Origin of the sequence: Klebsiella sp. GB_Kp047, from assembly GCF_040065235.1 — a bacterium.
Taxonomy (GTDB): domain Bacteria; phylum Pseudomonadota; class Gammaproteobacteria; order Enterobacterales; family Enterobacteriaceae; genus Klebsiella; species Klebsiella quasipneumoniae.
Window position 1 is genome coordinate 754,179 of record NZ_JBEAJG010000041.1, and the last position, 13,925, is coordinate 768,103.

The window sequence follows — 13,925 nt, forward strand, 5'->3', positions numbered from 1 at the left end:
ATGCGCCGTTTGCGTGATTTCAGCCTCTGTCTGTGCCTGCTGCTTCTCTGGCCGCTGGTGGTTCAAGCCGACGACAGCTGGCGGCAGACCCAGACGGAAGCCCGCGGCCAGACCGTCTGGTTTAACGCCTGGGGTGGAGACCCGGCCGTCAACCACTATCTGGCGTGGGTCAGCGAGGAGGTCAAACGCCACTACGCAATCGACCTGCGTATTGTCCCTATCGCCGATGCCGCCGACGCGGTGAAACGCATCCAGACTGAGGCGCAGGCCGGCCGTCGCCGCGGCGGGTCGGTGGATCTCCTGTGGATCAACGGCGAGAACTTTCAAACCCTAAAACAGGCCAACCTGCTGCTCACCGGCTGGGCAGAATCGCTGCCCAACTGGCGCTATGTCGATCTGCAAAAACCGGTTCAGGAAGATTTTTCTGTCGCCACCGAGGGCGCGGAGTCGCCGTGGGGCAGCGCCCAGCTGACGTTTATCGCCCGCCGCGGGCAAACGCCGCAGCCACCCACCAGCCCGCAGGCGCTGCTGGCCTTCGCCAGAGCCCATCCCGGCAGCGTAACCTACCCGCGGCCGCCGGACTTTACGGGTACCGCCCTGCTGGAGCAGCTGCTGATCGCCCTCACCGACCAGCCTGCCGCCCTGCGCCAGCCGCCGGAGACGGCGACCTTCTCGGCGGTCACCGCCCCGCTGTGGCGCTATCTCGATGCGCTGCACCCGACGCTGTGGCGGGCGGGTAAGGATTTCCCGGCGTCGCCGGCGCGGATGGACGCCATGTTCAACCAGGGCACCCTCCGCCTGTCGCTGACGTTTAACCCGCTCCATGCCCGCCAGAAGGCCGTCAGCGGGGAGTTACCGGCGGACAGCTACAGCTTCGGCTTTACCGGAGGGACCCTCGGCAACGTCCATTTCGTTACCATCCCGGCCAACGCACGCGCCGTCGCCGCGGCCAAAGTGGTCGCCAATTTCCTGCTTTCCCCTGAGGCGCAATTGCGCAAGGCGGATGCCGCCGTCTGGGGCGATCCAAGCGTACTGGACCCGCAGCGTCTGCCTGACAAACAGGGTCAGGCGCTGGCGGCCACCCTTCCGCAGGATCTGCCGCCGGTGCTTGCCGAGCCACATGCGGCGTGGGTTGACGCGCTGGAGCAGGAATGGCTGCGCCGCTACGGTACCCACTGATCCTGCTGGCCTGGGGGACGATGGCGGCCATCTATCTGCCCTTATTCCCCGCCGCTGCAGGGCTGATGTGGCCGGCGCTCTCCCCGGTCCACTGGCGGGCGCTGTTCGCCGACCCGCAGCTGGGCCAGGCGCTGGCCGCCACCCTTGTTTCCACGCTGCTGTCCGTCGGCGGTGCGCTACTGATCGCCCTGACCATCGTCGCCGCTTTCTGGCCTTCGGCCCGCTGGCGGCGGCTGGCTTCCCGCCTGCCTTTGCTGCTGGCGGTGCCCCATCTTGCCCTGGCGACGGCGGCGCTGCTGCTGTTCGCCGAAGGCGGCTGGATCTGGCAGCGACTGCCGTTTTTGACGCCGCCGGTCGACCGGTACGGCATCGGGCTTGGCCTGACGATGGCCCTTAAAGAGAGCGCCTTTGTGCTATGGGTGATCTACGGCCTGCTGGGCGAGGCGCGCCTCGCCGACCAGGCGACAGCGCTAAAGAGCCTCGGTTACGGCCGCTGGCAGTGCCTGCGCTGGCTGGTGCTGCCTGCGCTGCTGCCCGCCCTCGGCATGGTGCTGCTGGCCGCCGCGGCCTGGAGCCTGTCGACGGTAGACGTCGCCCTGGTGCTGGGGCCCGGCAATCCACCCACCCTCGCCGTTCTGGCGTGGCAGTGGTTAAGCCAGGGCGATGACATGCAGCAGGCGAAAGGGGCGCTGGCCAGCCTGCTGCTGCTGGCGATCCTCGGCGGGCTGGCGCTGGTCGCCTGGGGCGGATGGCGGCTACAGCGTCGGCGTCTGCCCGATCTGCGCGGCATTCGGCATCCCCATCCCCACGCCCTGCCCGGCCGCCTGCTGGCGAGTGCCCTGCCGCTGAGCGGCCTGCTGTGCGCGCTATTGCTGGCGGGGCTGGCGCGCTCGGCGCCGCCGCAGATGGATGCCCTGGGCAACAGCCTTGGCCTCGCGCTGATGGCTTGCGCCCTCGGCGCGGCCGTCTGCCTGCTGTGGCTGGCCTGCGGCCCGAAGCGGGGAGATGGCTGGGTCTGGCTGCCGCTGGTGCTGCCGGCCCTGCCGCTGGCCGATGGCCAGTACCGGCTGGCGCTGTACGCCTGGCTAGACGGCGAATGGTGGACCGTCCTGTGGGGCCATCTGCTGTGGGTGGTGCCGTGGATGCTATTTATTTTGCGCCCGGCCTGGCGCCAGCACGATCCGCGGATGACGGTGATCGCCCGCACGCTCGGCTGGGGACCCACGCGTATTTTCTGGCTGTTGACTCTGCCCTCGCTGACCCGCCCGCTGCTGACCGCCCTGGCGGTGGGCTTCTCGGTGAGCATCGCGCAGTATCTGCCAACGCTATGGCTGGGGGCAGGCCGTATCCCGACGCTCACCAGCCAGGCGGTGGCGCTCAGCAGCGGCGGCGAGGCGCAGACGCTTGCCGCCCAGGCGCTGTGGCAATTACTGCTGCCGGCGGTATGCTTTATCCTGACGGCCCTGCTGGCCTGGCTGGCAGGCCGCTATCGACGAGGACTTCGCTAGTGCTAACCGTAAACCATCTGACCCTGAGCGTGAACCGTCAGCCGCTGCTGCGGGAGGTCGACTTTTCGGTGGCCCCGGGTGAAGTGCTGACGCTGATGGGCCCTTCCGGCAGCGGAAAATCGACGCTGTTTGCGTGGATGATTGGCGCCCTGGCCGGCGACTTCCGCGCCGAGGGCGAGCTGTGGCTCAACGGGCGGCGGTGCGATACGCTGCCCACGGAGCGCCGGCGCATCGGCATCCTGTTTCAGGACCCGTTGCTGTTCGACCATTTCAGCGTCGGGCAAAATTTACAGCTGGCGCTACCGGAAAGCGTGCGCGGCGAGGCGCGAAAAGCCGCGGTGGAGCAGGCGCTCAGTCGCGCCGGGCTGCATGGCTTCGCCGCGCGCGACCCGGCCACGCTCTCCGGCGGACAGCGGGCGCGGGTGAGTCTGCTGCGCGCCCTGCTGGCGCGCCCCGAGGCGCTGCTGCTGGATGAACCCTTCAGCCGCCTGGATGCCGCCCTGCGCGCCGCGTTCCGCCGCTGGGTATTTGAGGAACTGGCCCGCCAGGCCATTCCGGCAATCCTGGTGACCCACGATCGCGAGGACTGTCCGCCGACGGGGCGCTGCCTGACGATGGAGCGCTGGCAATGAAGAGCAATAGCGTGCAAACCTGCGTTACCGCAAAGAAATCAACGCCTGGCAAGCGGAGAATACGCCCTCCACTTTTTACCGTCGGGCATTTCGATGAAACGTGTTTCTCAATTGACCGCACTCGCCCTGTTCATGGGGCTTGCTGCTTCCACCACCTTCGCCGCTGAAACCATGCCAGCGCTCACTCTTTCCCACCTGCAACAGCAGCACGGCGTGGCCATCGACACCCGCCTGAGCGCTTATTACAACGGCTGGCCGCAGCGCGCCAACGGCCCGGAAGGGCATGAGCCGCAGGCGCTGAATCTTTCCGCCCGCTGGCTCGGCGCCATGAGCGACGAGCAGCTCCGCGGCTGGGCTAAGCAGCACCAGCTCCAGGCCGATACCCCCCTCGCGCTGTACGGCAGTCCTGAGGATAACGCCAGCGTCGCGGCGCGACTGAAACAAGCGGGCTTCACCCGGCTCAACACCCTGAGCGACGCCCTGAGCAAGGGAGACCGTCTGCAAAAGCTGCCGCACTTTGAACAGCTGGTTTATCCGCAATGGCTGCACGACCTGCAGCAAGGGAAAAGCGTGGCCGCCGCCCCGGCCGGTGACTGGAAAGTAGTTGAGGCCGCCTGGGGGGCGCCGAAGCTCTATCTGCTGAGCCATATCCCGGGCGCGGGCTATATCGATACCAATGAGGTGGAGAGCGAACCGCTGTGGAATAAAGTGTCCGATGCGCAGCTGAAGGCGATGCTGGCGAAGCACGGCATCCGCCATGACACCACGGTGATCCTCTACGGTCGCGACGTTTACGCCGCGGCGCGTGTGGCGCAGATCATGCTGTACGCCGGCGTCAAAGACGTGCGCCTGCTGGACGGCGGCTGGCAGACCTGGTCCGACGCCGGTCTGCCGGTGGAGCGCGGCATGCCGCCGACGCCGCAGCCGGCGCCAGATTTTGGCGCGCCGATCCCCGGCCAGCCGCAGCTGATGCTGGATACCGAGCAGGCCCGCGGCCTGCTCCACCGTCAGGACGCCTCGCTGGTCAGCGTCCGCTCGTGGCCGGAGTTTATCGGCACCACCAGCGGCTACAGCTATATCAAACCGAAGGGCGACATCGCCGGCGCCCGCTGGGGCCATGCCGGAAGCGACTCCACGCACATGGAAGACTTCCATAACCCGGACGGCACCATGCGCAGCGCCGACGATATCGCTGCCCTGTGGCGCCAGTGGAACATCCTGCCGAACCAGCAGGTGGCGTTCTATTGCGGGACCGGCTGGCGGGCCTCGGAAACCTTCATGTATGCCCGGGCCATGGGCTGGCCGCACGTCGCTGTCTATGACGGCGGCTGGTACGAATGGAGCAGCAACCCGCACAATCCGGTCGCCCGCGGCGAGCGCGGCCCGGAAAGCAGTCAGTAACACACCCCACCAGCGCGCGTCCCCAGCCGGCGACGCGCGCTTTCCCGCTCACGCCACCCGCTTTAAGGTCTGGTAGCCGCTGGCGATACGCGTCGCCGTCGTCAGCCAGCATAGCGCGCCAAACAGCCACGCCAGCCAGGCAAAATGTGCCGGAAACAGGCAGCTGAGGACAAACAGCAGGATGGTTTCCGTCCCCTCCGTCAGCCCCCCGAGGTAGTGCAGCGATTTATGGGCATAGCCGGGATTGGCGATCTGGTGCTTTGCCGCCAGCGCGGCAAAGGCGAGAAAGCTGCTGCCGGTGCCGATAAAGGCAAACAGCAGCCAGCCGCCCGCCAGGGCGTTATTCTGCGGATCCGCCAGGATAAAACCGAACGGCACCAGGGCATAGAAGAGAAAATCCAGTGAGATATCGAGAAAACCGCCGGCGTCGCTCAGCCCGCGCCGCCGCGCCAGGGCGCCGTCCAGGCCGTCCATCAGGCGGTTGAGAAGAATGGCCGCCAGCGCCGCGCCATACCACCCTAATGCCAGAAATGGCAGAGCCAGCACGCCGATGGCAAAACCGAGCAGCGTCAGCCTGTCTGGTGAAATACCCGGGCGGTCAAGCGCGCCGGCGACAGCGTTAAGGAGGGGTTTGAGGCGAGGATGCAGGTGGCTATCAAGCACGAGGATCTCCAGCAGAGTTGGCGGTTGTCAGTGAAGGTCTATGGCGGTGATAATAGGCCAGTTTGGCCTTATTAACGTTGATGCTTATGCTAAAAATGATTGAAGTTGTCGCCGCCATTATTGAACAGGATGGCAAAATTCTGCTGGCGCAGCGCCCGCCCCACGCCGACCAGCCGGGAATGTGGGAGTTCGCCGGCGGCAAAGTGGAGCCAGGTGAAAGCCAACCGCAGGCGCTGACCCGGGAACTGCAGGAGGAAATGGGCATCATCGCCCACCCGGCATGCTATATCGCCAGCCATCAGCGGGAAGTCTCCGGTCGTCAGATCCATCTGCACGCCTGGTGGGTGCCGGATTTTCAGGGCGTGCCGCTGGCCCACTATCACAGCCAGCTGCGCTGGTGCCTTCCTGCCGACGCCTTAACCCTCGATCTCGCCCCGGCCGATATCCCCCTCCTGCACGCCTTTATCGCCCAGCGCCCGTCCCTTTCCCTCCGCTGATCCGCTCGCCGCCTCGTCATCGTTTTTAGTTATGACGGGCGGGCAATTATAAATTTTGCTGACGGCTTAATTTTTCCTTGCTTGCCTAAGGATTAGCGGTGTTATAGTCGGAAAATCGGTTTTTTCAAGGACCGAATCATAATAAATACATGCAACCACAACCATAAGGGGAACTTATATCTATGGATCAGACGTGCACTCTGGAAGGCTTTCTCACCCGCGTTCAACAGCGCGATCCTCATCAAACCGAATTTGCTCAAGCCGTCCGGGAGGTCATGACCACCCTGTGGCCTTTCCTTGAGGAAAATCCGCGCTATCGTCAGCTTGCTTTGCTGGAACGTCTGGTGGAACCGGAGCGCGTGATCCAGTTCCGCGTGGTGTGGGTGGACGACCGCAATCAGGTCCAGGTCAACCGCGCGTGGCGCGTGCAGTTCAACTCGGCCATCGGCCCGTATAAGGGCGGAATGCGCTTCCACCCGTCGGTAAACCTGTCGATTCTCAAATTCCTTGGCTTCGAGCAGACCTTCAAAAACGCCCTGACCACGCTGCCGATGGGCGGCGGGAAAGGCGGCAGCGATTTCGATCCTAAAGGCAAGAGCGATGGCGAAGTGATGCGCTTCTGCCAGGCGCTGATGACCGAGCTTTATCGCCATCTGGGCCCGGATACCGACGTACCGGCGGGCGATATCGGCGTCGGCGGCCGCGAGGTCGGCTTTATGGCCGGAATGATGCGTAAGCTCTCCAACAACAGCGCCTGCGTCTTCACCGGTAAAGGCCTCTCATTCGGCGGCAGCCTGATCCGTCCGGAAGCCACCGGTTACGGCCTGATCTACTTCACCGAAGCGATGCTCAAACGTCACGGCCTCGGCTTCGAAGGCGCTCGCGTGGCGGTTTCCGGCTCCGGCAACGTCGCGCAATACGCCATTGAGAAAGCGATGGAGCTTGGCGCGCGGGTGGTCACCGCCTCCGACTCCAACGGCACCGTCGTTGACGAAGCGGGCTTCACCAAAGAAAAACTGGCCCGCCTGATCGACATCAAAGAGCGTGCCCACGGCCGGGTGGCCGACTACGCCCGCGAATTTGGCCTCACCTATCTCGAAGGCCAGCAGCCGTGGTCAGTGCCGGTGGATATCGCTCTGCCTTGCGCCACCCAGAACGAACTGGATGCCGACGCCGCTCGCCAGCTGATTGCCAACGGTGTGAAGGCCGTGGCGGAAGGCGCCAACATGCCAACCACCATCGCCGCGACCGATCTGTTCCTTGAAGCTGGCGTGCTGTTTGCCCCGGGCAAAGCGGCCAACGCCGGCGGCGTGGCGACGTCCGGTCTGGAGATGGCGCAGAACGCCGCGCGCATGGGCTGGAAAGCGGAAAAAGTGGATGCCCGTCTGCATCACATCATGCTGGATATCCACCACGCCTGCGTGCAGTACGGCGGTGAAGCGAAGCAGACCAACTACGTGCGCGGCGCCAATATCGCTGGTTTCGTCAAGGTGGCGGACGCCATGCTGGCCCAGGGCGTGATTTAACCTCCCCTCACGCCATCCCGGCGGCTGCCCGCCGGGATGTCTCTCACGATGACATCGTGATCACCACTTTCCCCAGATGCTGACCACTGTCCAGACAGGCATGCGCCTCGGCAATTTCCGCCATCGGGTAGCTGGCGTAGATCATCGGCTTGCATTTCCCAGCCTCAAGCAGCGGCCAGACGTGGCGCCGCAGCGCCTCGGCAATCTCCTGTTTCTCCGCCGCCGTCCGGCCGCGCATGGTGGAACCGGTGACGGTGGCCCGCTTGAGCATCAGGGTCTGAATGTCGACCTCATGGGCCATTCGCCCGCCCATAAAGCCGATGATGACCAGCCGCCCGTCCTTTTTCAGCAGCCCCAGGTTGCGGTTAAAGTAAGGGCCGCCCACGATATCCAGAATGACATCCACCCCTTCATCGTTGGTCAGCTGATGAATTTTCTCAGCGAAATCTTCGGTTTTGTAGTTGATCGCCGTGGCGTAGGGCCGCAGCGCGGCAATTTTTTCGTCCTGGCCGACGGTGGCATAGACGGTCATCCCCAGCGCGTGACACAACAGGATCGCGGTGGTGCCAATCCCGCTGGCGCCGCCGTGGATCAGAATGCTCTCGCCGGGCTGCAGCTTACCGAGCTGGAAAACGTTCGCCCACACCGTGAAGAAGGTTTCCGGAATGGCGGCCGCTTCGCTAAAGCTGAGGCCCGCCGGGATCGGCAGCGTCTGGCCTGCCGGGACGGCGCAGTATTCGGCATACCCGCCGCCGTTGGTCAGCGCGCAGACGCGATCCCCGGGGGCAAAGGCCGCAACCTGCGCACCAACCTTCACGACCACGCCCGCCACCTCGAGGCCGGGCACGGGGGTAACCCCCTCAGGCATGGGATACAGACCCTGGCGCTGCAGAATATCCGGCCGGTTGACGCCCGCCGCTTTCACCTCGATGAGCACCTCATGCTCCCCGATAGTGGGGATCTCACCTTCGCGGATCTGTAAAACCTCAGGGCCACCCGGTTGGCTGATAGCGATATATTTCACGGGTCCTCCTTATCGCCTGTGAGAGAATTAAGCAAGGCATCGGGAAGGGCAATGGGCGCCCCCGTTCTGCGGGGCGATCGTCCCCCCCTTCCCGGCTGTTTAGTGTAGACCATTGACCAGTCTGGCGGAGAAACGGCGGCCGTGGGGAATGGCCTCCTCACGGCCGCCGGCGGGTTATTGCGGCGGCGGCGCGGCATCCTCTGCCGCTTTTTTGCCTTTCGCTTTGCCTTTACTGAACGATTTTTTCGCCCCGCCCGGCGCCACCAGACCGCGGAACTGGCGCACCGGCGTGCTGCGCGCCTGCTCGATTAGCTGATACAGCGTGCCCACCAGCGGCTGCATAAAGTCCTGATAGCGGCACTGTTTCTCGCTGATTTGCGTCAATACCGACTCCCAGTGGGCGGTCATGTCCGGTCGACCGGCCATCTCCGGCAGGGAATGAATCAGCGCCCTTCCGGCCTCCGAGGAGTGGATATAGCGCCCCTTTTTAGTCAGGAAACCGCGCTTAAACAGCAGCTCGATAATCCCGGCGCGGGTTGCTTCGGTGCCGAGGCCGTCAGTAGCGCGGAGGATCTTCTTCAGATCTTTATCCTGCACGAAGCGGGCAATCCCGGTCATCGCCGACAGCAGCGTGGCGTCGGTAAAGTGGCGCGGCGGCTGCGTCTGGCGCTCCACCACTTCGCCCCTCTCGCACAGCAGTTCATCGCCTTTGGCCACCACCGGCAGCGGCGTGCCGTCGTTCTCTTCATCGCGCTCTTTGCTGCCAAGCAGCGTCCGCCAGCCCGCCTCGGCCAGAAAACGCGCTTTGGCGACAAACTTACCGTTGGCGATCTCGAGGTCAATCTGGCATTTACGGAACACCGCGTCCGGGCAGAACTGCATCAGATACTGGCGGGCGATCAGGGTGTAGACCTTCGCTTCGTTATCGGTGAGTTTGACCTGGCTGCTGCGGGCGGTCGGGATAATCGCATGGTGCGCGTCGACCTTTTTATCATCCCAGCAGCGGTTGCGGATCTCCGGATCCACCACCGGCTGCGGCAGCAGATCCGCCGCATGGACGGCAATCGCATTCAGCACCGCATGGCGGCCGGCGAAATGTTCTTCCGGCAGGTAGCGGCTGTCCGAACGCGGATAGGTGATGAGCTTGTGGGTTTCATACAGCTTCTGGCAGATATCCAGCACGTTTTGCGCGCTGAAGCCGAAACGTTTGGCCGCCTCAATCTGCAGCGCCGACAGCGAAAACGGCAGCGGCGCGGGTTCGGAATCGCGCTTATCGTTATAGCCTGTCACCAGCGCCGGCTGGCCTTCAATACGCTTAACCACGTGCTCGGCCAGCGGACGATGCAGCAGGCGCCCTTCTTCATCCTGGTAAGGTTCGCAGGCTTCGCTCGGCACCCAGGTCGCGACAAAGCGCTCCTCCTGCGGCGTGACGATATGCGCTTTGACATCGAAGAAGTCTTTGGCGACGAAGTTTTCAATCTCTTCATCGCGGCGCACCACCAGGCCGAGCACCGGGGTCTGCACCCGCCCCACGGAGAGCACCCCCTGATAGCCGGCGTTGCGCCCCAGCAGGGTATAGGCCCGGGTCATATTGATGCCGTACAACCAGTCGGCGCGCGCCCGCGCCAGCGCCGACACGCAAAGCGGCACAAACTCGCTGTTAGCGCGCAGGCGGTTGATCGCCCGCTCAACCGCCTGCGGGTTAAGATCGTTTATCAGACAGCGCTGCACCTGCTGACGCTTCTCCGGCGCCAGCTGCAGGTAGTCGAGCACCTCATCCACCAGCAGCTGCCCCTCACGGTCGGGGTCGCCGGCGTGGATAACCTCCTCGGCCTCGCCGAGCAGGCGCTTGATGACATTCAGCTGTTTGGTGACCGAAGGTTTTGGCTGCAGCTGCCATTTCTCCGGCACAATCGGCAGATCGGTGAGATTCCAGCGGGCATAGCGGCTGTCATAGACGTCCGGCTGCGCCTGCTCCAGCAGGTGACCGATACACCAGGTGACCACCTGCCCGTTGCCGCACTCAATAAAGCCATCGCCTTTGCGATGCGGTTTAGGCAACACATCGGCGATAGCCCGACCGAGACTCGGTTTTTCTGCAATAAACAACCGCATCGAATCAACGGATCTCGATCATGGGTCGTCCGCCGCGGGCGGTCACCAGCTCGCCGATGGCGGCCAGCTTAATACCGAACTCCGCTGCGGCAGCCTGCACTTCCGCCTCCGCCTCCGGGGTCACCGCCAGCAGTAGACCGCCGGAGGTCTGCGGGTCGCAGAGCAGATCGCGCCACTCCGTCGGCATCTCGCCCATCAGATGGCCATAGCTGGCAAAGTTGCGCCCGGTGCCGCCCGGCACCGCGCCGGCGGCGATATACTCCTCCACCCCCGGCAGTTTCGGGATATCGGCATAGCGCAGTTGCGCCTGCACGCCGGCTCCGCGGCACACTTCGCTGAGGTGGCCGAGCAGGCCAAAGCCGGTGACGTCGGTCATCGCCTTCACCCCGTCGATAGCGGCAAACGCGGCGCCGGCGAGGTTCATCTGGCACATGGTCTCCGTCGCCAGCCCGTGATGCTCCGGCTTGAGCAGCGATTTTTTCTCTGCGGTGGTCAGCACGCCGATCCCCAGCGGTTTGGTGAGATACAGTTTGCAGCCCGCCTGCGCGGTGCTGTTTTTCTTGATGCGCTCGGTGGGCACCACGCCGGTGACCGCCAGACCGAAGATCGGCTCCGGGGCGTCAATGGAGTGGCCGCCCGCCAGCGCGATCCCCGCCTGCTGACAGGCAAAGCGCCCGCCCTCCACCACTTCGCGGGCGATTTCCGGCGCCAGGGTGTTGATCGGCCAGCCGAGAATGGCAATCGCCATAATCGGTTTCCCGCCCATGGCGAAAATATCGCTGATGGCGTTGGTGGCGGCAATGCGGCCAAAGTCGAACGGATTATCGACAATCGGCATAAAAAAGTCGGTGGTGCTGACGATTGACGTGCCATTACCGAGATCGTAAACGGCGGCATCATCGCTGGTTTCGTTGCCGACAAGCAGGTTCGGGTCGACGAACTTCGCCTGCTCGCTATGCAGGATGGTTTCCAGCACTTTCGGGGAAATTTTACAACCACAACCGGCTCCGTGGCTGTATTGCGTTAAACGAATGGCTTGCTCGCTCATGGACATCTCCTGTCATTGCAATCCCGCTATGTTAGCGCCCAAACGCCAGGGTGGTAAGTACGACAGTCTGAAATCGCGTATGGTTGCTCATTAAGCAGACAAAAAGCCGTTTTTGCGAGACGCGGCAATTTTTTCCCGACCATTTTCACTTTTACTTAAAGATGACAGAAATGTGACAACACAGGACTGTCTTCTCTGGAATGATTATGACGTAAGGAAATTCTAATGAAAAAGCGTGTTCTTGCCCTTTGCCTGGCCAGTTTCTTCTCCGTTAACGCCTTCGCACTGGTTCCCCCCGGTAACGATGTCACCACCAAGCCCGATCTCTACTATCTGACCAATGCCCAGGCCATCGACAGCCTGGCGCTGTTGCCGCCGCCGCCGGCGGTGGGCAGTATCGCGTTCTTAAACGATCAGGCGATGTATGAGCAGGGGCGCCTGCTGCGCAACACCGAGCGCGGGAAGCTGGCGGCAGAGGATGCCAACCTCAGCGCGGGCGGCGTGGCTAACGCCTTCTCCAGCGCCTTTGGTTCGCCGATCACCGAAAAAGACGCGCCGCAGCTCCATAAGCTGCTGACCAATATGATTGAAGACGCCGGCGATCTGGCGACCCGCGGCGCGAAAGAGAAGTATATGCGCATTCGCCCGTTTGCCTTCTACGGCGTCTCCACCTGCAACACCACCGAGCAGGACAAGCTGGCGAAAAACGGCTCTTACCCGTCCGGGCATACCTCCATCGGCTGGGCCACCGCCCTGGTGCTGGCGGAGATCAACCCGCAGCGGCAGAACGAAATTTTGAAGCGCGGCTATGAGCTTGGCGAGAGCCGGGTGATCTGCGGCTATCACTGGCAGAGCGATGTCGATGCGGCGCGCATCGTCGGCTCCGCGGTGGTCGCCACGCTGCACACCAACCCGGCCTTCCAGCAGCAGTTGCAGAAAGCCAAAGACGAATTCGCCAAAACGCAGAAGTAACGTCATCGCCGCTGAACTCCCGGATACGGCGCCTGGCGCGCCTTGTCCGGGCGACAAATCGCGATTGATTCGAAGGGTAGGGTTTGAAGGCCGGGTCAGGCGCCAGCCGCCGCCCGGCATAGATGCGGCTCCGAGCTTGCTGCCGTCGCCCGGCGGCGCTGCGCTTGCGCGGCCAGCCGGACGGTTCCCTCTCCCTCCGGGAGAGGGCCAGGGTGAGGGGAAGCACTGCAGTGTGGTTGTTTATGTTATCTGTGGCTTCAGCGTAGTTTGCGCTCCCGGTTAATCGTCTGCGTTATGTCACTCATGGCGCCGGGAGCGCACAGGGGGCGGCCAGTCGCCGCCGCCCCCTGTACCCCCGGGCTCCGGCCAGCAACATCGCCACTGCGTGGTGCCTTCGACTTATCCCTGCAGGCTTCGGGTCGGGCCGAGGCAGCGTCCGTGCAAAACACGGCCCTCAGCCCGCATCCATGCGGGCTGCCCCGGCCTTCCGGGAACGTCTCAGCGATGTTGAGGCCGTCAGCACCGGCAGTTTCAGCAACAATGGTGAATAAATTAACGACAGGTCGTACGAACGTAGGCCGGGTAAGGCGACAGCCGCCACCCGGCACAAAATCGGCTCCGTGCCCGCTGTCCTTGCCCGGCGGCGCTGCGCTTGCGCGGGCCTACAGACAGTCAGAGCCGGATGCGTTGGCCGGGTAAGGCGCAAGCCGCAGCCCGGCATAACACCCGCTGACTCAGAATCGCGTCACAAACGGCGCGGTATCCGGCAGGGCAATGGTGGTTGAGGCTTTCAGCTGCGGCGTGCCCAGATAGAGGAAACCGACGATTTTATCCTGCTCGCGGCACTCGAAACCGGCGCGCACCACCGGGCTCTCGGTCAATGCTCCGCTGCGCCAGATGCCGTTGAATCCCTGAGCCAGAGCCGCCATCTGCATCGCCATCACCGCGCAGCCAGCGGACATCTCCTGCTCCCAGCGCGGCACCTTCGGGTGGTCTTCACAACGCGCCACGACGGTAATGATTAGCGGCGCGCGGAACGGCGCATTTCGGGCTTTCTCTATGCCCTTCTCATCCTGACCGGCCTCCCTGGCCCCCTTTTCCAGCAACTGACTGAAGCGTTCGCGGCCGTCATCGGCGATAATGAAAAAGCGCCACGGCTGCAGGGTGCCATGATCCGGGGCGCGCAGCCCGGCGCGCAGAATGTTTTCCAGCTGTTCGCCGGCCGGGGCCGGTTCCGCCAGGCGGGAAGCGCTGCGGCGATTAAGCAGTAGGTCGAGAGCATCCATCTGTATAACTCCTGTGATGTCATTTTTCATAAAATTAACATGCACAAGGATTTTGTTACAGCGCGGTCGGTGAT

At 63.7% G+C, this 13,925-nt stretch carries 12 protein-coding genes; 7 read left to right on the forward strand and 5 right to left on the reverse strand.

What is annotated here, in order from left to right; translation table 11 throughout:
• The 4 genes from ABLV76_RS24300 (at position 1) to ABLV76_RS24315 (ending at position 4,720) form a co-directional block, all read left to right on the forward strand.
• Positions 1-1,179 carry an ABC transporter substrate-binding protein gene (locus ABLV76_RS24300; RefSeq protein ID WP_348878523.1) on the forward strand — a complete coding sequence of 393 codons (1,179 nt, stop codon included), beginning with the start codon at positions 1-3 and terminating at the stop codon, positions 1,177-1,179.
• Positions 1,152-2,687, forward strand: coding sequence for an ABC transporter permease subunit (locus ABLV76_RS24305; protein WP_065904699.1), 1,536 nt, complete (start codon positions 1,152-1,154; stop codon positions 2,685-2,687). Before ABLV76_RS24300 ends, ABLV76_RS24305 begins: the two co-directional genes overlap by 28 nt.
• Entirely contained in the window at positions 2,687-3,319 is a 633-nt protein-coding gene (locus ABLV76_RS24310; protein WP_004203804.1) for an ATP-binding cassette domain-containing protein, read from the forward strand. The genes ABLV76_RS24305 and ABLV76_RS24310 overlap by 1 nt, the downstream gene beginning before the upstream one ends.
• A gap of 93 nt (positions 3,320-3,412) precedes the next feature.
• Entirely contained in the window at positions 3,413-4,720 is a 1,308-nt protein-coding gene (locus ABLV76_RS24315) for a sulfurtransferase (protein ID WP_323088613.1), read from the forward strand.
• Between the two features lie 48 nt (positions 4,721-4,768).
• Here ABLV76_RS24315 and ABLV76_RS24320 read toward each other — a convergent pair whose 3' ends face one another.
• Positions 4,769-5,383 (reverse strand): CDP-alcohol phosphatidyltransferase family protein, encoded by a 615-nt coding sequence (locus ABLV76_RS24320; protein WP_348878524.1) that lies wholly within the window; start codon positions 5,381-5,383, stop codon positions 4,769-4,771.
• Positions 5,384-5,469: 86 nt separating this feature from the next.
• On the opposite strand from ABLV76_RS24320, the gene ABLV76_RS24325 reads away from it, so the two are divergent.
• Together ABLV76_RS24325 and gdhA are read left to right on the forward strand one after the other, a co-directional pair.
• Complete coding sequence (locus tag ABLV76_RS24325; RefSeq protein WP_057216769.1) at positions 5,470-5,880, forward strand: pyrimidine (deoxy)nucleoside triphosphate diphosphatase; 411 nt, start codon at positions 5,470-5,472, stop codon at positions 5,878-5,880.
• Positions 5,881-6,062: 182 nt separating this feature from the next.
• Complete coding sequence (gene gdhA / locus ABLV76_RS24330; protein ID WP_004203797.1) at positions 6,063-7,406, forward strand: NADP-specific glutamate dehydrogenase; 1,344 nt, start codon at positions 6,063-6,065, stop codon at positions 7,404-7,406.
• Positions 7,407-7,449: 43 nt separating this feature from the next.
• On the opposite strand, the gene ABLV76_RS24335 is transcribed toward gdhA, so the two are convergent.
• The 3 genes from ABLV76_RS24335 to selD all read right to left on the reverse strand — a co-directional run bounded on the left by ABLV76_RS24335 (position 7,450) and on the right by selD (position 11,593).
• Positions 7,450-8,430 (reverse strand): NAD(P)H-quinone oxidoreductase, encoded by a 981-nt coding sequence (locus tag ABLV76_RS24335; RefSeq protein WP_004203796.1) that lies wholly within the window; start codon positions 8,428-8,430, stop codon positions 7,450-7,452.
• Between the two features lie 174 nt (positions 8,431-8,604).
• A complete protein-coding gene (locus tag ABLV76_RS24340) occupies positions 8,605-10,545 on the reverse strand; it encodes a DNA topoisomerase III (protein ID WP_004203795.1) in 1,941 nt (646 codons plus the stop codon).
• A 4-nt stretch (positions 10,546-10,549) separates the two neighbouring features.
• On the reverse strand, positions 10,550-11,593 hold the full coding sequence (selD, locus tag ABLV76_RS24345; RefSeq protein ID WP_004203794.1) for a selenide, water dikinase SelD: 1,044 nt from the start codon (positions 11,591-11,593) through the stop codon (positions 10,550-10,552).
• A gap of 225 nt (positions 11,594-11,818) precedes the next feature.
• Between selD and phoC the strand changes: the two genes are divergently transcribed.
• On the forward strand, positions 11,819-12,565 hold the full coding sequence (phoC, locus tag ABLV76_RS24350; protein WP_004203793.1) for an acid phosphatase PhoC: 747 nt from the start codon (positions 11,819-11,821) through the stop codon (positions 12,563-12,565).
• 734 nt (positions 12,566-13,299) lie between these two features.
• Here the strand turns inward: phoC and ABLV76_RS24355 are convergent.
• Entirely contained in the window at positions 13,300-13,851 is a 552-nt protein-coding gene (locus ABLV76_RS24355; RefSeq protein WP_004176531.1) for an NAD(P)H nitroreductase, read from the reverse strand.
• Between the last annotated feature and the right edge of the window lie 74 nt (positions 13,852-13,925).

Excerpts from the sequence above, each read along its gene's own strand:
- ABLV76_RS24300 (WP_348878523.1), top strand. The coding sequence starts at position 1 with ATGCGCCGTTTGCGTGATTTCAGCCTCTGTCTGTGCCTGCTGCTTCTC.
- ABLV76_RS24305 (WP_065904699.1), top strand. The coding sequence starts at position 1,152 with ATGGCTGCGCCGCTACGGTACCCACTGATCCTGCTGGCCTGGGGGACG.
- ABLV76_RS24315 (WP_323088613.1), top strand. The coding sequence starts at position 3,413 with ATGAAACGTGTTTCTCAATTGACCGCACTCGCCCTGTTCATGGGGCTT.
- ABLV76_RS24325 (WP_057216769.1), top strand. The coding sequence starts at position 5,470 with ATGCTAAAAATGATTGAAGTTGTCGCCGCCATTATTGAACAGGATGGC.
- gdhA (WP_004203797.1), top strand. The coding sequence starts at position 6,063 with ATGGATCAGACGTGCACTCTGGAAGGCTTTCTCACCCGCGTTCAACAG.
- ABLV76_RS24340 (WP_004203795.1), bottom strand. The coding sequence starts at position 10,545 with ATGCGGTTGTTTATTGCAGAAAAACCGAGTCTCGGTCGGGCTATCGCC.
- selD (WP_004203794.1), bottom strand. The coding sequence starts at position 11,593 with ATGAGCGAGCAAGCCATTCGTTTAACGCAATACAGCCACGGAGCCGGT.
- phoC (WP_004203793.1), top strand. The coding sequence starts at position 11,819 with ATGAAAAAGCGTGTTCTTGCCCTTTGCCTGGCCAGTTTCTTCTCCGTT.
- ABLV76_RS24355 (WP_004176531.1), bottom strand. The coding sequence starts at position 13,851 with ATGGATGCTCTCGACCTACTGCTTAATCGCCGCAGCGCTTCCCGCCTG.